Origin of the sequence: Microvirga lotononidis, from assembly GCF_034627025.1 — a bacterium.
GTDB lineage: Bacteria > Pseudomonadota > Alphaproteobacteria > Rhizobiales > Beijerinckiaceae > Microvirga > Microvirga lotononidis.
This window is the reverse complement of the sequence record NZ_CP141048.1, coordinates 1,122,356-1,142,334: the sequence shown is the minus strand read 5'-3', so window position 1 is coordinate 1,142,334 and position 19,979 is coordinate 1,122,356. Positions and strand designations below refer to the sequence as shown.

At 64.7% G+C, this 19,979-nt stretch carries 14 protein-coding genes; 9 read left to right on the top strand and 5 right to left on the bottom strand.

Annotated elements, in window-relative coordinates:
• The first annotated feature begins 51 nt into the window (after positions 1-51).
• The 5 genes from U0023_RS05385 to U0023_RS05365 all read left to right on the top strand — a co-directional run bounded on the left by U0023_RS05385 (position 52) and on the right by U0023_RS05365 (position 5,638).
• Positions 52-2,259 carry a sensor histidine kinase gene (locus U0023_RS05385; protein WP_052600587.1) on the top strand — a complete coding sequence of 736 codons (2,208 nt, stop codon included), beginning with the start codon at positions 52-54 and terminating at the stop codon, positions 2,257-2,259.
• Positions 2,260-2,411: 152 nt separating this feature from the next.
• Positions 2,412-3,473: a ferrochelatase gene (hemH, locus tag U0023_RS05380; protein WP_009763361.1), complete on the top strand. Its 1,062-nt coding sequence runs from the start codon at positions 2,412-2,414 to the stop codon at positions 3,471-3,473.
• Positions 3,474-3,532: 59 nt separating this feature from the next.
• A complete protein-coding gene (locus tag U0023_RS05375) occupies positions 3,533-4,516 on the top strand; it encodes an SPFH domain-containing protein (protein WP_009763362.1) in 984 nt (327 codons plus the stop codon).
• Positions 4,513-4,962, top strand: coding sequence for an NfeD family protein (locus U0023_RS05370; RefSeq protein WP_009763363.1), 450 nt, complete (start codon positions 4,513-4,515; stop codon positions 4,960-4,962). The genes U0023_RS05375 and U0023_RS05370 overlap by 4 nt, the downstream gene beginning before the upstream one ends.
• Positions 4,963-4,987: 25 nt before the next feature.
• Complete coding sequence (locus U0023_RS05365) at positions 4,988-5,638, top strand: glutathione S-transferase family protein (RefSeq protein ID WP_009763364.1); 651 nt, start codon at positions 4,988-4,990, stop codon at positions 5,636-5,638.
• A gap of 105 nt (positions 5,639-5,743) precedes the next feature.
• On the opposite strand, the gene U0023_RS05360 is transcribed toward U0023_RS05365, so the two are convergent.
• On the bottom strand, positions 5,744-6,739 hold the full coding sequence (locus U0023_RS05360) for a KpsF/GutQ family sugar-phosphate isomerase (protein WP_009763365.1): 996 nt from the start codon (positions 6,737-6,739) through the stop codon (positions 5,744-5,746).
• Positions 6,740-6,789: 50 nt separating this feature from the next.
• On the bottom strand, positions 6,790-7,656 hold the full coding sequence (gene galU / locus U0023_RS05355; RefSeq protein WP_009763366.1) for a UTP--glucose-1-phosphate uridylyltransferase GalU: 867 nt from the start codon (positions 7,654-7,656) through the stop codon (positions 6,790-6,792).
• A 338-nt stretch (positions 7,657-7,994) separates the two neighbouring features.
• Between galU and U0023_RS05350 the strand changes: the two genes are divergently transcribed.
• The 3 genes from U0023_RS05350 (at position 7,995) to U0023_RS05340 (ending at position 11,354) form a co-directional block, all read left to right on the top strand.
• Entirely contained in the window at positions 7,995-9,221 is a 1,227-nt protein-coding gene (locus tag U0023_RS05350) for a lytic murein transglycosylase (protein ID WP_009763367.1), read from the top strand.
• A 57-nt stretch (positions 9,222-9,278) separates the two neighbouring features.
• Positions 9,279-10,529 carry an SGNH/GDSL hydrolase family protein gene (locus U0023_RS05345; protein ID WP_009763368.1) on the top strand — a complete coding sequence of 417 codons (1,251 nt, stop codon included), beginning with the start codon at positions 9,279-9,281 and terminating at the stop codon, positions 10,527-10,529.
• A gap of 228 nt (positions 10,530-10,757) precedes the next feature.
• Entirely contained in the window at positions 10,758-11,354 is a 597-nt protein-coding gene (locus tag U0023_RS05340; protein WP_154661132.1) for a hypothetical protein, read from the top strand.
• Positions 11,355-11,446: 92 nt separating this feature from the next.
• On the opposite strand, the gene U0023_RS05335 is transcribed toward U0023_RS05340, so the two are convergent.
• Both U0023_RS05335 and gltB read right to left on the bottom strand, forming a co-directional pair.
• Entirely contained in the window at positions 11,447-12,868 is a 1,422-nt protein-coding gene (locus U0023_RS05335) for a glutamate synthase subunit beta (RefSeq protein WP_009763370.1), read from the bottom strand.
• Between the two features lie 18 nt (positions 12,869-12,886).
• Complete coding sequence (gene gltB / locus U0023_RS05330; RefSeq protein WP_009763371.1) at positions 12,887-17,605, bottom strand: glutamate synthase large subunit; 4,719 nt, start codon at positions 17,603-17,605, stop codon at positions 12,887-12,889.
• A 664-nt stretch (positions 17,606-18,269) separates the two neighbouring features.
• Here gltB and U0023_RS05325 point away from each other — a divergent pair.
• A complete protein-coding gene (locus tag U0023_RS05325; RefSeq protein ID WP_009763372.1) occupies positions 18,270-19,346 on the top strand; it encodes a threonine aldolase family protein in 1,077 nt (358 codons plus the stop codon).
• A 163-nt stretch (positions 19,347-19,509) separates the two neighbouring features.
• On the opposite strand, the gene U0023_RS05320 is transcribed toward U0023_RS05325, so the two are convergent.
• Positions 19,510-19,968: an Hsp20 family protein gene (locus U0023_RS05320; protein WP_009763373.1), complete on the bottom strand. Its 459-nt coding sequence runs from the start codon at positions 19,966-19,968 to the stop codon at positions 19,510-19,512.
• Positions 19,969-19,979: the final 11 nt, after the last annotated feature.

Here is a 19,979-nt window from a genome sequence, read left to right as displayed (position 1 = left end):
TGCCATCCTGGCCGTGCATCGGCGAATCTCCCACTTAAAAGCGGTCTCCCCTTGCAATTCTACTCGCGTCCGGAATCGATCAGCCTGTCCCAGAAGCGGCGTCGCCGTTCCCTTGCGCGCGGCCGGCTGACCCTTTTCATGGGCCTGTTCGGTGTCGTGTTCATCCTCCTGACCTTCGGCTATATCGCCTGGGAGCAGCGCAACCGCCTGATCCAACGCAACGAGGACGACCTTCGCAACGCGGCCTTCTTCCTGGCCGATCACACGGCCCGCCTCCTGGAGGTCACGGACCTGACCCTGAAGCAGGCCGACGCCCTGATCCAAGGGCATAGCTGGGACGAGATCGAAAACTCGAGGTCCCTGTGGCAGCAGCTTCATGCCGTCCAGGACGCGCTGCCTTTCATCGAGGATATCTGGCTCAACGATTCGAGCGGCCGCCTGCGTCTGACGTCGGAACGGTTCCCGGTGCCGTCGTCGAACCATTCCGGGAACGACGTCTTCAGCGCCCAGGTGAGCGCCGATCAGGGATTGTTCATCGGGGAGCCGATGATCGGGCGGGGAACCAAGACGCCGACCTTCATGATCAGCCGCCGCCTGAAGGATGGGAACGCGGAGTTCGGCGGCATCGCGGCCGTATCCATCTCCCTGTCCTATTTCTATGATTACTGGTCGAAGATCCGCCTGCCGAAGGGCAGCCGGGTCGCCCTGATACGCGCCTCCGACAGTTCCGTCATCGCGCAGCATCCCTCGCCGCCCGACGGCCTCTCCTTCGCTCCCATCGACAAGGCCGCCTTCAGCAAGGCCTTGCTTTCCTCTACCCAGGCCGGCCTCTATTCCTTCGTCAGCCTGGGACAGGAGCGCGTCGGAGCCTACCGCCAGGTCGATGCGATGCCGCTCTATATCGGCGTCAGCATGCCGGAGGATGCCTACTGGACGCCGTGGTTCGCCCAGACACGGCTCTACGGCGCTTTCGCGCTCATCGCCCTTCTGGCCTTGCTCGCGCTGACGGTGCTCGCCTCCGAGCAGTTCCACGAACAGGCCGCCGATGCGGCACTTCTCGAGCGGCAGGTGGCGCTGCGGACCAATGAACTGCGTACCGAAACCGCCGCCCTGGAGATCCTCAACCGGACCGGCAGCGTCCTTGCGGCCGAACTCGACCTCGATCGCATCATCGAGAGCGTCGTCGATGCCGGGATCGAGCTGACCGAAGCCCGGTTCGGCGTCTTCTACTGCGGCGCATCCCAGAGCGAACGGGAGCATTACGGGAAGTTCGAGCCCGCGGAGCTTCGCGATGCATTCGCCGTCCTGGCGATCCGGGAGATCTGCGCCCCGGCCTTCCTCGAGGGCAAGACGGTTCGCCTGGACAACATGGCCGTCGAGCAGGGGCACGACGGCACGCCGTTCACCCTGGATGCCGTGTCGGACCAGCCTGTCATCCGCAGCATCCTGGCCGTTCCCGTCGTTCTTCGAACGGGAGACACCCACGGGATCCTCGTCTTCGGGCACGAGCGGGCGGCCATGTTCAACCGGCGGTCGGAGCGCCTGCTGGCGGGCCTGACCGCCCAGGCGGCCATCGCGCTTGAGAACAGCCGCCTCTACCGGAACGCCCAGAGCGAGATCGAGGAGCGCAAGCAGGCCCAGACCCAGCAATCCCTGCTCATCCGCGAACTCCATCACCGGGTGAAGAACACCCTGGCGACCGTCCAGGCGGTGGTGGGCGCGACGGCGCGCTCCGCGCTCAGCATCGACGACTTCTACCAGGCCTTCGTCGGACGCATCATCTCGCTCGCCAACACGCATTCCCTGCTGACCGAAGCCGTCTGGCAGACCGCATCCCTGCGGGAGATCCTGGAAAAGGAACTCCGGCCCTACAACGATGCATCGGCCGAAAGGATCGCCCTCCACGGCCCCGAAGTCGATCTGCCCTCCGAGGCGGCCGTGCCCATCGGCATGGCGATCCACGAACTGACCACGAACGCGGCCAAATACGGCGCCCTCTCGGTGCCCGGCGGCAAGGTGTCGATTTCCTGGCAGGCCGAGCCGGCCGAGGACGGAACCCGGTTACGGCTCGTCTGGGAGGAGCGGGGAGGGCCTGTCGTATCTTCTCCGACGCGCCAGGGTTTCGGCTCGCGCCTGCTCCATCGGGTCTTGGCCACCCAGCTCAACGCCAAGGTCGAAACGGATTTCGAGCCGTCAGGGCTGCGGGTCGCCATCGATGCCGTGCTCAAGGAGGCCCGGTTTCCGGATATGAGCGTCTGACGCGCCCGCACCCATGCGCTGCGCAAGGTCGGTTTGCAGGCAATCCTGACGATGCGGTGAGGCGTCCTGTTGGCGGAACTGCCTGAAACTTCTATCTAAGGCCGCATCGAGAGCGGGATTCGTGTCTCGGATCCTGTGCCAAGGGACTTTTCATGAACGAGAGCGTGAGTCTGACCGATCTTCGCCAGGGCGTGCGCCCGGTGGACCATCCGGCTGTTCGGACCGGACGGATCGGGGTGCTTCTTCTGAACCTGGGGACGCCCGAGGGCACCAGCTACTGGCCCATGCGGGCTTACCTGAAGGAGTTCCTCTCCGACCGGCGCGTGATCGAAACGCCGCGCCTCCTGTGGTGGCCGATCCTCAACCTGATCATCCTGACCAAGCGCCCCGGCCCCAAGGGCCGCGACTATGCGTCGATCTGGAACAACGAGCGCGACGAGGGCCCGCTCAAGACCATCACCCGCAATCAGGCGGAGAGGGTGGCGGCCCATATCCGAAGCATCGCAGGCGACAAGGTGACGGTCGACTGGGCCATGCGCTACGGCAAGCCCGAGGTGCGCGAGCGGATCCAGGCGCTTCTCGACCAGGGCTGCGACCGCATCCTCCTGGTGCCGCTCTATCCGCAATATGCGGCGGCGACCTCGGCCACGGCCTGCGATCAGGCCTTCCGCGCCCTCATGGACATGCGCTGGCAGCCGACGGTTCGCGTCTCGCCGCCTTATCACGACGACCCGGTCTATATCGACGCTGTCGTCGCCTCCATGAAAAAGGAGCTGGCGAAGCTCACCTTCGAGCCGGAGGTGATCCTCGTCTCCTTCCATGGGGTGCCGAAGGAATACCTGTTGAAAGGCGACCCCTATCACTGCCAATGCGTGAAGACCTGGCGGTTGATGCGGGAGGCTTTCGGCTGGTCCCCGGACAAGTTCCGCATGAGCTTCCAATCCCGCTTCGGCAAGGCGGAATGGCTGCAGCCCTACACGGACAAGACCGTCGAGGCCCTGGCCAAGAGCGGCGTGAAGCGCATGGCCATCGTGGCGCCCGGCTTCTCGGCCGATTGCCTGGAGACCCTGGAAGAGCTCAACGGCGAGAACCGCGAGATCTTCATGCATAACGGAGGCGAGGAATTCGCCTATCTGCCCTGCCTCAACGACAGCGACGACGGCATGCGCGTGATCAACCACATCGTGGAGCGCGAGCTTCAGGGGTGGATCTAGGACTCTAGCCCTCTTTGCGCTAGCGTGAGCCCTCTGCAACAGGATTGCCCGGGGGGCTCATGCCGCTGAGTGGTTTCGATATCTTCGTCATCGTGCTGGTGCTCGTCGTCGTGGTGACGATCGCCATGGGCATCCGGACGGTTCCTCAAGGTTACGCCTATACGGTCGAGCGGTTCGGGCGCTATTCGCGCACGCTGACGCCGGGTCTCGGCCTGATCGTGCCCTATATCGATCAGATCGGAAAAAAGGTGAACGTCATGGAGCAGGTGCTCGACGTTCCGAGCCAGGAAGCCTTCACCCGGGACAATGCGGGCGTCACCATCGACGCGGTGGCCTTCTTCCAGGTGCTCGATGCGGCCCGGGCCTCCTACGAGGTGTCCAATCTGCATCAGGCCCTGCTGGTGCTGACCATGACCAATATCCGCACCGTCGTCGGCTCCATGGATCTCGACCAGCTGCTCTCGCATCGCGACGAGATCAACGAGAAGCTCCTGCGCGTGGTCGATGCCGCGGCCTCGCCCTGGGGCGCCAAGGTCACCCGCGTCGAGATCAAGGACATCATCCCGCCGCAAGACCTCGCCGGCGCCATGGCGCGGCAGATGAAGGCCGAGCGCGAGAAGCGCGCCGCCGTTCTCGAAGCGGAGGGCATGCGCCAGTCTGAGATCCTGCGCGCCGAGGGCCAGAAACAGGCGCAGATCCTGGCTGCTGAAGGTCGCAAGGAAGCGGCGTTCCGCGATGCGGAAGCACGGGAGCGGCAGGCAGAGGCCGAGGCCAGGGCGACCGGCATGGTCAGCGACGCCATCACACGGGGCGATCTCAACGCGGCCAATTTCATCGTGGCGGAGAAATACATCGATGCGATCCGGGCGCTCGCTTCGGCGCCGAACCAGAAGGTGGTGATCGTCCCCATCGAGGCGGCCGGACTGGCCGGGGCCCTCGGCGGCATCGCGGAGCTGACCAAATCGGTCTTCGGCGAGGGTGGTGCGAGCGCCAGGCCTGCGCGCAGCGTTCCCACGGTTTCAGGCGGAGCCGAGCGCCCATGATCGCCAATGCGTTCATCGGGTTGGGCGCATGGGCCTGGATCATCCTCGGCGTCGTCCTGATCGGCGTCGAGCTTCTCGCGCCGGGCTCGTTCTTTCTCTGGCTCGGCCTCGCCGCCATCGTCACCGGAATGCTCGATGCCCTCCTCGGGCTGTCCTGGCAGGCGGCGGCGCTCCTCTTCGCCCTGCTGGCCGTCGGAGCGGTGATCCTGGGTCGCTACGCCACGCGCTCGAAGACGCAGCCCGACACGGCGGCCACGGCGCTCAACCAGCGCGGTCAATCCCTGATCGGACGAGTCTTCACCTTGGAAACACCGATCAAGGACGGCGAGGGACGCATCCGGGTCGACGACAGCTCCTGGCGGGTGATCGGGGCCGATCGGTTCGCCGGCGCCAAGGTGCGCGTGGTGCGGGTCGAGGGATCGACGCTCGTGGTTGACGATCCTTAAGCAGCTTCGGAAAGGTCAACCCAGCATGTCCCTGCAGCTCTATGCCCATCCCTTCTCGTCCTATTGCCAGAAGGTTCTCATCGCCCTGTACGAGAACGACATCGCCTTCGAGTACCGCATGCTCGATGGCGGGCCGGCGAATGCCGAATGGGAAGCCCTGTGGCCGATCAAGCGATTTCCGGTCCTCGTCGACGGCGGCCGCGCCGTCATGGAGGCGACGATCATTATCGAGCACCTTGGGCTTCATCATCCCGGATCGGTCCGGCTGATTCCGGAGGATGCCCGGGCGGCCCTCGACGTGCGGATGATGGATCGCTTTTTCGATAACTATGTCATGACCCCCATGCAGAAGATCGTGTTCGATCGCATCCGGCCTGAGGCGGATCGCGATCCCGCAGGCGTCACTGACGCAAGGAAGATGCTCGATGCTGCCTATGGATGGCTCGATCGTGCCATGGCCGGGCGCCAATGGGCGCATGGCGCCTTCAGCATGGCCGACTGCGCTGCAGCTCCGTCACTGTTCTATGCCGATTGGGTTCATCCGATAGGCCGGGACCATGCAAATGTCCTCGCCTATCGCGAACGGCTGCTCGCGCGGCCTTCATTCGCCCGGGCGGTGGACGAGGCGCGGCCCTACCGTCATTTCTTCCCCCTCGGAGCTCCCGATCGCGATTGATTGCGAGGGTTGGGCTTAGAGCTTATTGGGTCAACTGGATCCGGTTCACCGTCAAAAAGCGCGGCCGGGCAAATAAGAGTGGATTCCACGTGGGTGGAAGAAGCTCTAGGCCGCACCTGCCCGCAACAGGTCGAGATAATGCACCAGGCCGACAGGCCGGTTGTTCTCGACCACGATCAGGGCGGTGATCCGGGAGGCTTCCTCCATCTCCAAGGCGGTCGCCACGAGAGCGTCGGGCGCGATGGTCCGAGGTGTTTTGGTCATGATCGCCGTCACCGGCAGGGTCATGAGATCGGGCTTGAGATTGCGGCGCAGGTCGCCGTCGGTGACGATGCCCGCGAGCGTGCCGTCGCCGTTCACCACGATCACGGCCCCGAATCCCTTGCGGCCGATCTCGGCGATGGCCTCGTCCATGCGGGCCTCGAGGCCGACGACGGGCAGGCGGTCGTCCTTGTGCATGATGTCGCGCACGAGCTTGAGGCGCGCGCCGAGCTTGCCGCCCGGATGGAAGACCCGGAAATGCTCCGCCGTGAAGCCGCGCCGTTCCAGAAGGGCGACCGCTAAAGCATCGCCCAGCGCGAGCTGGATCGTCGTCGAGGTGGTCGGCGCCAAGCCGTTGGGGCAGGCTTCCTTGGCCTTCGGCAGGGTCAGGCAGATATCGGCGGCCCGGCCGAGGGTCGATTCCGCGTTCGACGTCAGGGCGATCAGCGGCACCCGGAAGCGCCGGGAATAGCCGATGATGTCGGCTAGCTCCGCGGTCTCGCCCGACCAGGACAGGGCGATGATCACATCGTCCGTCTGGATCATGCCCAGATCGCCATGGCTCGCTTCCGCCGGGTGGACGTAATGGGCCGGGGTGCCGGTCGAGGCGAAGGTGGCGGTGATCTTGCGGCCCACATGGCCGGACTTGCCCATGCCGGTGACGATGACCCGGCCCTTGGCGGCGGCCAGGGTTTCGACCGCGGCCGTGAGATAAGGGCCAAGGCCGTTGCCAATGGCATCCATCAGGATCGTCAGGCCGTCCCGCTCGGTTTCGAGCGTGCGCAGGGCCGACGCGATGGCAGGATCGGGCGAAAGGGAGGCTGGCTTTGCAAGCGTCATGGCCGCCCTCTAGCACAGAGAGGCGGCCATGAGGAACCCGTGAGGTTCGCTTACTTCTGCCGCAGCAGGGCTTCGAGTTCCCGGCGGAAATCGGCGGAAAGCTCCTCGCGCTCCAGGGCGTAGGCCACGTTGGCCATGAGGAAACCGATCTTGGAGCCCGTATCGTAGGTCTTGCCCTGATACTTCATGCCGAAGAACTGTTGGCTCTTCATCAGCCGGATCATGGAATCCGTGAGCTGGATCTCGTTGCCGGCGCCGCGCTCCTGGGTGGAGAGCAGGTCGAAGATCTCGGGCTGCAGGATGTAGCGGCCGGAGATGATGTAGTTCGACGGGGCGGTGCCCTTCGGGGGCTTTTCCACCATGCCGGTGATCTCGAAGGTCTGGCCGAATTCCTGGCCGACCGAGACGATGCCGTATTGGTGCGTCTGGTCCTCCGGCACCTCCTCGACGGCGATGATGTTGCCGCCGTGCCTGTCGTAGGCCGCGATCATCTGCTCCATGGAGCCGCGGCTGAGCATGTCGGGCAGGATCACGGCGAAGGGCTCGTCGCCCACGAGTTCGCGGGCGCACCAGACCGCGTGGCCGAGGCCGAGCGGTTCCTGCTGGCGGGTGAAGCTCGTCTGGCCGGCCTGGGGCTGGTCCTTAGCGAGGAGTTCCAGCTCCTTGGTCTTGTTGCGGCCCTCAAGGGTGCGGTTCAGCTCGTAGGCGATGTCGAAATGGTCCTCGATCACCGCCTTGTTACGGCCGGTGACGAAGATGAAATGCTCGATTCCGGCGGCGCGCGCCTCATCCACCACATGCTGAACGACCGGGCGGTCGACGACGCAGAGCATCTCCTTGGGAACGGCCTTGGTGGCAGGCAGGAACCGGGTGCCGAGACCGGCGACGGGAAGGACTGCTTTGCGAATTCGCTTCATTGATTGAGCCATGATTGAGCATCAAGAGGGAAGGGTAATCTAAGTCAGGACCGGGAAAAGGGAACCGATAACTGTCAAGCTTCGGCTTCCTCCAACGCGGCCGCGTCCGTGAGGTTTCATCGTTGCGGTGCCTTATTGCAGCTCCCGACCTGAATTAGGGCTGAAGCCTTATGGTTAAGCTGCCAACCATGACGGTTTTGCGGAAGGCGGATCGGCCGGACCGCCCAGACGAGGGTACATAAGGACGCACTCCCAACACGGATAGCTATCAACCGGCTGTTAACCTGCTTAGTGTCGCATGGCAGGGCAGATCTGTCCTGTTTCCGTGAGCGACTCCCATGCGCCAGCCGCTTTCCGTCGTGCGCCGCCTTTCCGGCGCACTCCTTCTCGGTCTGAGCCTCGCCGTCGGCGCAGGCGGTGGCGTTTCGCCCGTGCAGGCGCAGGAAACCTCCCAGGCCGGATTCCAGCGCTTCGTGCAGGGCCTCTGGCCCGCCGCCAGGGCGCGGGGCGTGTCGCGCGCGACCTTCGAGGAGGCGTTCCAGGGCGTCGAGCCCGACGCCAAGATCATCGCGCTCACGAAAAAGCAGTCGGAGTTCGTCCGTCCGATCTGGGAATACGTCAACGGAGCCATCTCGGCCCAGCGCCTGAAGCGCGGCCAGGACATGGCCGCCGAGTGGTCGAAGACGCTGGCCGCCGTCGAGCGGACCTATGGAGTCCCGCGTTCCGTGGTGCTTGGCGTCTGGGGCATGGAGACCAATTTCGGCAGCTTCACCGGGTCGATCTATACGGTCCGGGCGCTGGCGACCCTGGCCTATACGGGCTACCGGGGCGAGTTCTTCCGCGAGGAGCTGCTCACAGCGCTCGAGATCCTGGAAGGCGAGCATATCGACCGCTCCAAGATGCTGGGATCCTGGGCCGGAGCCATGGGCCAGACCCAGTTCATGCCCTCGAGCTTCATGAAATACGCCGTCGACGGCAACCGGGACGGGATCCGGGACATCTGGTCCTCCGTGCCCGACGCCCTCGCATCCACCGCCAATTACCTGCGCCAGCACGGCTGGGAGCCGGGCCTGCCCTGGGGCTTCGAGGTGGCGCTGCCGCGCGGCTTCGATTACCGGCATCTCAGGCAGGATTTCGCCCGCTGGCAGGCTGTCGGCGTGCGGCGCGTGGACGGGAGGGGGATGCCCCGTTCCGGCGAGGCCACCCTGTTCCTGCCGGGCGGCGCGAGCGGGCCGGCCTTCCTGGTGACCCGCAACTACGACGTGATCAAGGCCTACAACTCCTCCGACGCCTACGCCATGGGCGTCGCCCATCTCGGCGACCGCGTCCTCGGCGGCCTGCCGATCCAGGGGGCCTGGCCCAAGGATCAGCCCATGCTGAGCAAGGATCATAGCCAGGAATTGCAGGAGCGTCTCGCCCGCCTCGGGCTCTACGAGGGCGACATGGACGGCAAGCTCGGCTCCAAGACCCGGGAGGCGGTGCGGAACTTCCAGCTGCGCCGTGGCTTGATCCCGGATGGATATGCCGATTATGCGGTCTTGCGCGAACTGCGCACGGCCCGCTGACGGAGCTCCCGCAAGGCTCTATACTCAAGGCTGGTCCGGACAGAAGTGGAACCGCCGATGTCGTTAGCGCCGATTCTTCGCCCTCTGACCCTGACTCTGCTGCTCGCCGTCGGCGCGAGCAGCCCTGTCCTGGCCCAGGCCGGTTATTACCAGCCGCAGGGCCAGCGCGATCTCAGAGCCTATCCGCCCGGCTATTATCCCGGAAAGCTCGTCCAGCCGGCCCAGCCGCAACAGCAGCAGGGCTTCAGCTTGCGGCGCTTCTTCGGGGTGCCGGACGAGCCTCCGCCGCCGGCCCGCACGCCCGTGGCACGCCCCCGCAAGGCCGCTCCGCCGGCGGCAGCGGTCGCCAAGCAGGAAAAGCCGAAGGTCGATCCGAGCACCTATGTGGTGGTGTTCGGGGACGCCCTGGCCGGCTACGCCCGCCAGGGGCTCGAAGCGCATTTCGCCGAGAATCAGGACGTGGCGGTGGTGCCGAAGGTTCGGGAGACGGGGCTGGTACGCACCGACCCGGCCGATTGGCCCGAATTCATCAAGTCGTCCCTCGACGGAGGCCAGAAGGCGAGCGTCGCAGTGGTCATGCTGGGAACGAGCGACCGGCAGGCGATCAAGGACGGCGACGACACCGTCGAGCCCCTGTCGGACCGCTGGAAGGAGCTTTACCGCCAGCGGGTCGATGCGGTCGTGAACACGTTCAAGGAGCGGGGCATCCCCCTGGTGTGGATCGGCCTGCCTCCCATGAAGAACAGCAAGGCGTCCGAGGATCTGGTCGTCATCAACGAGATCTACAAGGACAGCGTCCAGCGCGGCGGCGGGACCTATGTCGATATCTGGCCGGGTTTCGTGGACGATGAGAACCGTTACACGGCCGAGGGGCCCGATGTGGACGGCGAGCCCACCAAGCTGCGCACCAACGAAGGCATCTTTTTCACCCGCGCGGGCGCCCGCAAGGTCGCCTTCTTCGCCGATACGGAGATCAAGCGGATCCTGGGCAAGGGTGGAACGCCCGTGGCAGCTCCTGCCAGTCCGACAGACGTCACGCCTGCCGACGGCGCGGCCGCACCTTCGATCGAGGCGGCGATCCCGGCGCCGCCCGATGCCGCCGCACCCGTCTCCCTGCCGTCGAAGCCGCTGGTCGGCCCGGTCCTTCCCCTGACCCGTCAGGACGTGACGCCGGGCGGAACCCTGGTCTCGACCCCGCCGAAGCTCACCGGGGACAACGCCTATACCGTGCAGCGCGCCCTGCGGGTGGGCATCGCCCCGGGCTCACGGCCTGGGCGGGCGGACGATTTCCGGTGGCCGAACCCATAGGTTGAGCATCGAAGCTGATCGAGGTCGGGCCCTTCCCTTGTTAAGGAGAAGGCAGGTCTGGCGCGGATGAGGCATTGTAGATCTCCCTAGACAGAGCTGCCCCAAACTCTATTGCAATCTCATAACTTAACGATATTATATATTTTATGCGTACTGTGAGTGCAGGGGCTGGCAAGATTTCATCTCGTGTCGGTCCTGCGACAAGCAATGCAGGAGCCACAGTGAGTTGTGCTACCGATGATTGGATCGGTGAACTTAGGCTGGCCCTTGTTTGGTCTTAAGCTTGTCTCCCAGCAAAGTACTGTCGTCTTAGAGCGAGAGATCATCACGCTCACCACCTATCCCAAAGCGACAGCCTTCGTTCGCTACTTTTTCGGCGATAACGCCTACAGCGGCCAGCGCCTTGCATCGCTTCACTTCGAAGCGCAAGACGGCACTGAAAGCGGCATATATTTCGCAGAGGCGTTTCTCAATCTGAGTCAAGTGGAGGCACTTTTCGAAGCGTGCCGCTCAATCTCCTCCACGATAGGGCATCGACCTTCCGATGTCACAAAGCAGCTCAACAAGAATGCACTTGGAGCAATAGGGGCATTTAAGCTCTATCTTGCTCTTGTTTTGGCGAAGCCGATCAATGTTTATCAGGTCACACCTGAGTTTGGGGCAAAAACGATAACGATAAAACTATATCATTTGCCGAAACATGGCGGTTGTTTCGTCGAAATCAAAATCAAGAGCAGCGGCTTTTCCCCGTCTGTTCTGTTTAGTGTCGAGCTTTTTGAGCGCTTCGACTGGATCGTGCGAAATTTGCAAATGAACATGCGATAGCGCATCGCGCAGCCTCCGGGGCCATGCGATGCGCCCGTCACAGAGTGGAGTATCGGACCCAAAAGCAGAGATCCAGCTTTGGGTCCGATGCTTTACACCGGAAGCGTGCTCTCGCCCATCAGGAAGGTGTCGATGGAGCGGGCGGCCTGGCGGCCTTCGCGGATGGCCCAGACGACCAGCGACTGGCCCCGGCGCATGTCGCCTGCCACGAAGACCTTCTCGCTCGACGTCCGGTAGCTCCTGTCGTCCGCCACCACGTTGCCGCGCCGGTCCATGGCGACGCCCGATTCCTCCAGCAAGCCTTCCTTCACCGATCCGGCGAAGCCGATGGCGATGAAGACGAGGTCGGCCTTGAGGATGAACTCGGTGCCCGGGATCGGCTGGCGCTTCTCGTCCACGCGGGCGCATTGCACGCCGGTGGCCTGACCCTTCTTGCCGACGATCCCGAGGGTCGCGGCCTGGAACTCGCGCTCCGCGCCTTCGGCCTGGGAGGACGAGGTGCGCATCTTCGTCGGCCAATAGGGCCACACTGTCAGCTTGTCCTCACGCTCCGGCGGCTTGGGACGGATGTCGAGCTGGGTGACCGAGAGGGCGCCCTGGCGGAACGCCGTGCCGACGCAGTCGGAGGCGGTGTCGCCGCCGCCGATGACCACGACATGCTTTCCGGCCGCGAGGATCGAATCGATGGTCACCGCCTCGCCGCCCACGCGCTGGTTCGACTGGGTGAGATAGGGCATCGCGTAATGGACGCCCTTGAGGTCCTGGCCGGGCAGGTTCGGATTGCGCGGATCCTCCGCGCCGCCGGCGAACAGCACCGCGTCGAACTCGTTGTGGAGCGACGCGAAGCTCTTGTCGACGCCGATATTCACGCCGCAATGGAAGATCACGCCTTCCGCTTCCATCTGCTTCACGCGACGGTCGATATGGTACTTCTCCATCTTGAAGTCCGGGATGCCGTAGCGCAGCAGGCCGCCGGGCTTCGCCTGACGCTCGAACACGTGCACCTCGTGGCCGGCGCGGGCGAGCTGCTGGGCCGCCGCCATGCCGGCGGGGCCCGAGCCGATCACGGCGACGCGCTTACCCGTGGAGAAGCCCGCGGGCTCCGGCTTCACGAAGCCCATCTCCCAGGCCTTGTCGGCGATGGCCTGCTCGATGGTCTTGATGGTGACCGGCTGGTTCTCGAGGTTGAGCGTGCAGGCTTCCTCGCACGGGGCCGGACAGATGCGGCCCGTGAATTCCGGGAAGTTGTTGGTGGTGTGGAGGTTGCGCGCGGCCTCTTCCCAGTCGTTCTGCCAGACCAGATCGTTCCAGTCGGGAATCTGGTTGTGCACCGGACAGCCCGTCGGCCCGTGGCAGAAGGGAATGCCGCAATCCATGCAGCGTCCCGCCTGCTTCTTCAGATCGTTGTCGTCGAGCGGCAGCGTGAACTCGCGGAAGTGGCGCACGCGCTCACCGGCGAGCTGATACTTCTGCTCCTGCCGGTCGTATTCGAGAAAGCCTGTGACCTTGCCCATCGGTTTGCCCCTTAATCCTTATTCCGCCGCCTGCAGGTTCCGGAGACGATCCATCTCCTGGAGCGCGCGGCGGTACTCGACCGGCATGACCTTCACGAACTTGGTGCGGTAGGTCGTCCAGTTGTCGAGGATCTCCTTGGCGCGCGTCGAGCCCGTATAGGTGTGGTGGTTGGTGATGAGCTGCATCAGGCGCTCTTCATCGGGGCCCGACATGTTGGCCATGATGTCGATGCGGCCTTTGGTCTCCAGGTCGCCGCCGTGATGGTGGAGGCGGCGCATGAGGTCCTCCTCCTCCTCGACGGGTTCGAGATCGACCATGGAGAGGTTGCAGCGCTTTCCGAACGTGCCGTCCTCGTCGAGCACGTAGGCGATGCCGCCGGACATGCCCGCCGCGAAGTTGCGGCCGGTTTGTCCCAGCACGACCACGAGGCCGCCGGTCATGTATTCGCAGCCGTGGTCGCCGGTTCCTTCCACCACCGCGATGGCGCCGGAATTGCGCACGGCGAAACGCTCGCCCGCGACGCCGCGGAAATACGCTTCACCGGCAATCGCCCCGTACATCACCGTGTTGCCGACCACGATGGAGTTCTCAGGCCGGGCTTTCGAGGCCGTGGACGGGCTGATGATGATCTTGCCGCCCGACAGGCCCTTGCCGACATAGTCGTTGGCTTCGCCTTCGAGGTTGAGCGTCACGCCCGCGGCCAGCCAGGCGCCGAAGCTCTGGCCTGCCGTGCCCTTCAGCTTCACGGTGATAGTGTCGTCGGGCAGGCCTTCATGGCCGTAGCGCTTCGCGACCTCGCCCGAGAGCATGGCGCCCACCGTCCGGTCGGAGCTTTTCACATGCGATTCGATGACGACCGCCTCGCCGTTCTCCAGGGCTGGACCGGCCTGGGTGATGAACGTGCGGTCGAGCACCTTGGCGATCGGGTGAACCTGACGCTCCTGGTGACGGATCGAGACGTTTTCGGGCACTTCCGGCTTGTGGAAGAGCTTCGTGAAGTCGAGGCCCTTCGCCTTCCAGTGGTCGATGGCGGCGTTCTTGTCGAGGAGATCGGACTGGCCGATCATCTCGTCGATGGAGGTGAAGCCCATCTCGGCCATCAGCTCGCGCACTTCCTCGGCGACGAAGAAGAAGTAGTTGATGACGTGCTCCGGCAGGCCCTTGAAGCGCTTGCGCAGCACCGGGTCCTGGGTGGCGACGCCGACCGGGCAGGTGTTGAGATGGCACTTGCGCATCATGATGCAGCCCGCCGCAATCAGCGGCGCGGTCGAGAAGCCGTATTCGTCCGCGCCGAGCAAAGCCGCGATCACCACGTCACGGCCCGTGCGCAGGCCGCCATCCGCCTGCAGGGCCACGCGGCCGCGCAGGCGGTTGAGCACGAGGGTCTGCTGGGTCTCGGCAAGGCCGATTTCCCAGGGCGAGCCCGCATGCTTCAACGAGGTGAGGGGAGACGCGCCCGTGCCGCCCTCGAAGCCCGAGATCGTGATGTGGTCGGCGCGCGCCTTGGCGACGCCCGCCGCCACCGTGCCGACGCCCACTTCGGCGACGAGCTTCACGGAAACGTCGGCCGCGGGGTTCACGTTCTTCAGGTCGAAGATCAGCTGGGCCAGATCCTCGATGGAGTAGATGTCGTGGTGCGGCGGCGGCGAGATGAGGCCGACGCCGGGCGTGGAGTGACGCACGCGGGCGATCTTCACGTCGACCTTGTGGCCGGGCAGCTGCCCGCCCTCGCCGGGCTTCGCTCCTTGAGCCACCTTGATCTGCATCATGTCGGCATTGACGAGATATTCCGTCGTCACGCCGAAGCGGCCGGAGGCCACCTGCTTGATGGCGGAGCGCTTGGAGCGTCCGTCGGAAAGCGGACGGAAGCGCTCCGGCTCCTCGCCGCCTTCGCCGGTGTTCGACTTGCCGCCGATGGCGTTCATGGCGAGCGCCAGCGTCTCGTGCGCTTCCTTCGAGATCGAACCGAAGGACATGGCGCCGGTGGAGAAGCGCTTCACGATCTCCTGGGCCGGTTCCACGTCGCTCAAGGCGACGGGCGCGCGTCCCGTCTCGTCCGCTTTTCTGATGCGGAAGAGGCCGCGAATGGTCTTCAGCTCGTTGTCCTGCTCGTTCACGAGGCGCGCATATTCGCGGTAGCGGTCCTGCGCGTTGAGGCGCACCGCGTGCTGCAGCGTCGCGACCGTGTCCGGGTTCCAGGCATGGACCTCGCCGCGCTGGCGATAGGCGTATTCGCCGCCCACGTCGAGGGCGTTGCGGTAGATCGGCGCGTCGCCGAAGGCGTCGCGGTGGCGGCGCACGTTCTCCTCCGCCACCTCGTCCATGCCGATGCCTTCGATGGTGGTCGCCGTTCCGAAGAAGTCACGGGACACGAAGTCGGATTTCAGGCCGACCGCGTCGAAGATCTGCGCGCCGCAATAGGACTGGTAGGTCGAGATGCCCATCTTGGACATGACCTTGAGCAGGCCCTTGCCGATGGACTTGATGTAGCGCTTGATCGCTTCGTCGGCGTCCACCTCTTCCGGCAGTTCGCCGGCCTCGAGCATGGCCGCGATGGTCTCGAAGGCGAGATACGGATTGATCGCTTCCGCGCCGTAGCCGGCAAGGCACGCGAAGTGATGGATCTCGCGCGGCTCGCCGGATTCGACCACCAGGCCGACCGAGGTGCGAAGCCCTTTCCGGATCAGGTAATTATGCACGGCTGCCGTGGCCAGCAGGGCCGGGATCGGGATGCGGTCCGGGCCGACCATGCGGTCGGACAGGATGATGATGTTGTAACCGCCGTGTACGGCCGCTTCCGCACGATCGCAGAGACGGTCGAGGGCGCCGTCGAGGGCCGCCGCGCCGAGTTCCGCGTCATAGGTGATGTCGAGGGTCTTCGTGTCGAACCGGTCCTCGAAATGGCCGATGCAGCGGATCTTCTCCAGGTCCTCGTTGGTGAGGATCGGCTGGCGCACTTCGAGGCGCTTGCGGCGCGAGGTGCCTTCGAGGTCGAGAATGTTCGGACGCGGGCCGATGAACGACACGAGGCTCATGACGAGTTCTTCGCGGATCGGATCGATCGGCGGGTTCGTCACTTGGGCGAAGTTCTGCTTGAAATAGGTGTAGAGCAGCTTCGCCTTGTCGGAGAGCGCGGAGATCGGCGTGTCCGAACCCATGGAGCCGACGGCTTCCTGGCCGGTCACGGCCATGGGCTGCATGAGGAGCTTGAGGTCCTCCGCCGTATAGCCGAAGGCCTGCTGGCGGTCGAGGAGCGACACGTCGGTGCGCGACTCGCGCGCCTGCACGGGCTTCAGGTCCTCCAGCACGATCTGCGTGCGCTTGAGCCATTCCTTGTAGGGATTCGCCTGCGCGAGCTGCTGCTTGATCTCGTCGTCGGAGACGATGCGGCCTTCATCGAGGTCGATGAGGAGCATCTTGCCCGGCTGGAGGCGCCACTTCTCGACGATCTTCTCTTCCGGAATCGGCAGAACGCCCATCTCGGAGGCGAGCACCACGAGGCCGTCGTCGGTCACGAGGTAGCGCGCGGGGCGCAGGCCGTTGCGGTCGAGGGTCGCGCCGATCTGCTTGCCGTCCGTGAAGCACACGGCGGCCGGGCCGTCCCACGGCTCCATGAGGGCCGCGTGATATTCGTAGAACGCGCGCCGGTCATCGTTCATGAGCGGGTTGCCGGCCCAGGCTTCCGGGATCAGCATCATCATGGCGTGCGACAGCGAGTATCCGCCGCGCACCAGGAATTCGAGAGCGTTGTCGAAGCAGGCCGTGTCGGACTGGCCCTCGTAGGAGATCGGCCAGAGCTTCGAGATGTCGTTGCCGAAGAGTTCGGAATCGACCGAGGCCTGGCGGGCCGCCATCCAGTTCACGTTGCCGCGCAGCGTGTTGATCTCGCCATTATGCGCGACCATGCGATAGGGATGCGCGAGCTGCCAGGTCGGGAAGGTGTTGGTGGCGAAGCGCTGGTGCACGAGGGCGATGGCGCTCTCGAAACGCTCGTCCTGCAGGTCGGGATAATAGTCGCGCAGCTGCGTGACCAGCACCATGCCCTTGTAGACGACGGTGCGCGAGGACAGGCTGACCGGGTAATAGCCTGCCGTGCGCTCGTCTTTCATGTCGTAGACGGCGTTGGAGATCACCTTGCGGGCGATGAACAGGCGTCGCTCGAAGGTCTCGGGATCGTCCATCCCCTTGCCCTTGCCGATGAAGATCTGGCGATGCAGGGGCTCGGTGGCCTTCACGCTCTCGCCGAGATCGCTCGAGTCGACCGGCACGTCGCGCCAGCCGAGAACCTGCAGGCCCTCGTCGGTGATCGCCTTGGTGACGATCTCCTCGACGAGCTGGAAGCCCTCCGGGTCGCGGGGCATGAACAGGTGGCCGACGCCGTACTGGCCTTCCTCGGGCAGCCAGATACCGACCTTGGCGCATTCGGCCGCGAAGAACTTGTGCGGGATCTGCACGAGGATGCCGCAGCCGTCGCCCATCTTCGGGTCCGCGCCCACCGCGCCGCGATGGTCGAGGTTGTGCAGGATGGACAGGCCCTGCTCGACGATGGCGTGGGACTTGCGGTTCTTCATGTCGGCGATGAAGCCGACGCCGCAGGAATCCTGCTCGTTCGAGGGGTTATACAGGCCCTGGGCGGCCGGCAGGCCCGGATCGCGCACCACTTTGACCGTGTCCGCCATCGTGGCCGTACGGCTTGGCACTTGGGCTTCCAGGCTCTTGGTCGGCTCGTCGCTCATGGCAGATCCTCACATCCGAACGCGTCATCAAGGTTCATTAGGGCGGCTTTTGGGCCTGCCGGATGATCGGATCGTCCGGAGCGCCCGCCGCTTCTTCGGGTTTTCGAGGGTTGGGTCCGGCAGGGGAGCCCGCACCTCGCGGGCACCTTGGGCTGTCGTCAGCCCAGAGTCGCCCGTCCCGCCCACGTTTTGCGGGCGGCTTTCGTGGTATCTCGTTTCGTTCGCGTCAGGCGAAGCATCAAGAAAACCCCAGGGCGAAGGTGAGGCGCGCAGGCACCCCAAAAGGGACAGCGATACTGTCCTAATAACGGCAAAGTGCCAGAGTTCGACGCAGCGCACAAGAGGGTTTAGAAATATTTTAGACAAAAGTTACAAGCCGGCGATGTCGGGTGTAACAAAAGCAGCTTTTCGACCTCCGGAACGAAAGTCTCCACCGATGGGTCAATGACCTTGACATGTTGGCCGAGGCTGAACGCCCTAGCGGAAGGCATGGGCCTCATGCCTGAACCGGCATTCCCCTTTTCCGGGCAATGCTCTAGCGCATGGTGCGAAAAGCGGCTCTCCGGTTTTTCGCGCCCAACGATGCGCCAGCCAAAAGAAGGAGCATCGGATGGGATCCCAAAAGTGGATTCCACTTTCGGGTTCGATGCTCTAGGAACGCGTCATGAATTTTGCCAGCGACAACATCGTGGGAGCCAGCGCTCCCGTTCTTCAGGCCATCGTCGAGGCCAATGCCGGAGCCATGGCGGCCTACGGCAACGACGAGATCTCCAAGCGCGTCAGGACGCGGTTCAATGAGATCTTCGAGCGCGAGGTGTCGGTCTTCTTCGTCACGACGGGAACGGCCGCCAATGCGCTGGCCCTGTCCTCAGCCGTGCCGCCTTACGGCCTCTGCGTCTGCCACCGGGAAGCCCACATCATCGACGACGAGTGCGGGGCGCCGGAATTCTTCATGCATGGGGCGAAGCTCGCGGGTTTGCCGGGCGTCGGCGCCAAGCTGAGGGCCGAGGACGTCGCCGCCTATCTCGAAAGCCTGCCCAAAGCGGTCAAGCAGATGCCGCCCAAGGCGCTGTCGATCTCGCAGGTGAGCGAGGGGGGCATGGTCTACGGCCTCGACGAGCTTTCGGCCCTCGGGGGCGTCTGCCGGGAGCACGGCTTGTCCTTCCACATGGACGGCGCCCGCTTCGCCAATGCCCTGGTCTCGCTCGGCTGCACGCCGGCCGAGATGACCTGGAAGCAGGGTGTCGACATCCTGTCCTTCGGGGCCACCAAGAACGGCGGCCTCATGGCCGAGGCCATCGTGGTGTTCAAACCCGAACTGGCGGAGGCGCTCGACTACCGGTCCAAGCGCGCCGGCCAGATCATCTCCAAGGGACGCCTCGCGGCGTCGCAGTTCGAGGGCTACTTCGCCGACGACCATTGGCTCGCCAATGCCCGCCACGCCAATCGCATGGCGGCGCTGCTCTCAGCCGGGCTCCTGCAGGTCCCGGGCGTGCGCCTGGGCTGGCCGTCCCAGGCGAACGAGGTCTTCCCGATCATTCCGAAGGCGCTGGACCGGGCCCTGAAGGCCGCCGGCATCCTCTATCATGGCTGGACGGAGCTGAGCCTGCCGGAGACGGAACGCGTCGCCGATCACGAGGTGTTGATCCGCCTCGTCACCTCCTGGGCCACACGGGAAGAAGATGTGCGCAGGCTCTTGGAGCTCGCCTCTTCGGAGGTAGGGCGCCAGGCGGCCGAGTGATTGCCCTAACCCTGCCGCATTCGCCCGCGATTGGTTCTCTCCAGAGACCCTTGACCGACGGGGACCCCTCCAACCCCGGCGGAATACCAAGGACCAGGATCCGACAAAACAAAAAGCGCCCCGGCCGAACCGGGGCGCTCTTCGTTTGGGTTCAGAGAGTTCGTCAGGCGGCCTGCTTGGCTTCGATGGCCTGGGCGCCGTTCGAGGAAATCGGGATGAGCTTCGGCTTCTTGGCCTCCGGGATCTCGCGCACGAGGTCGAGATGGAGCAGGCCGTTCTCGAGGGCCGCACCCGTCACCTGAACGCCGTCGGCCAGCTGGAAGCGCCGGTCGAAGCTGCGCGCCGCGATGCCCTGATGGAGCACGTCGACCTTGCGCTCTTCGTTCGGCTTGCGTTCGCCGCGGACGGAGAGGGTGTTTTCCTTGACCTCGATGGTCAGGTCACGGTCGGTAAAGCCGGCAACCGCGATCGAGATGCGATAGGCATTCTCGCCGGTGCGCTCGATGTTGTAGGGCGGGTAGCTCGGAGCCGCATCGACGCTGACGAGCTGGTCGAGCATCGAGAAGAGACGGTCGAAGCCGACCGTGTTGCGGTAAAGGGGAGCAAGATCGTACTGTCGCATGGCATATCCTC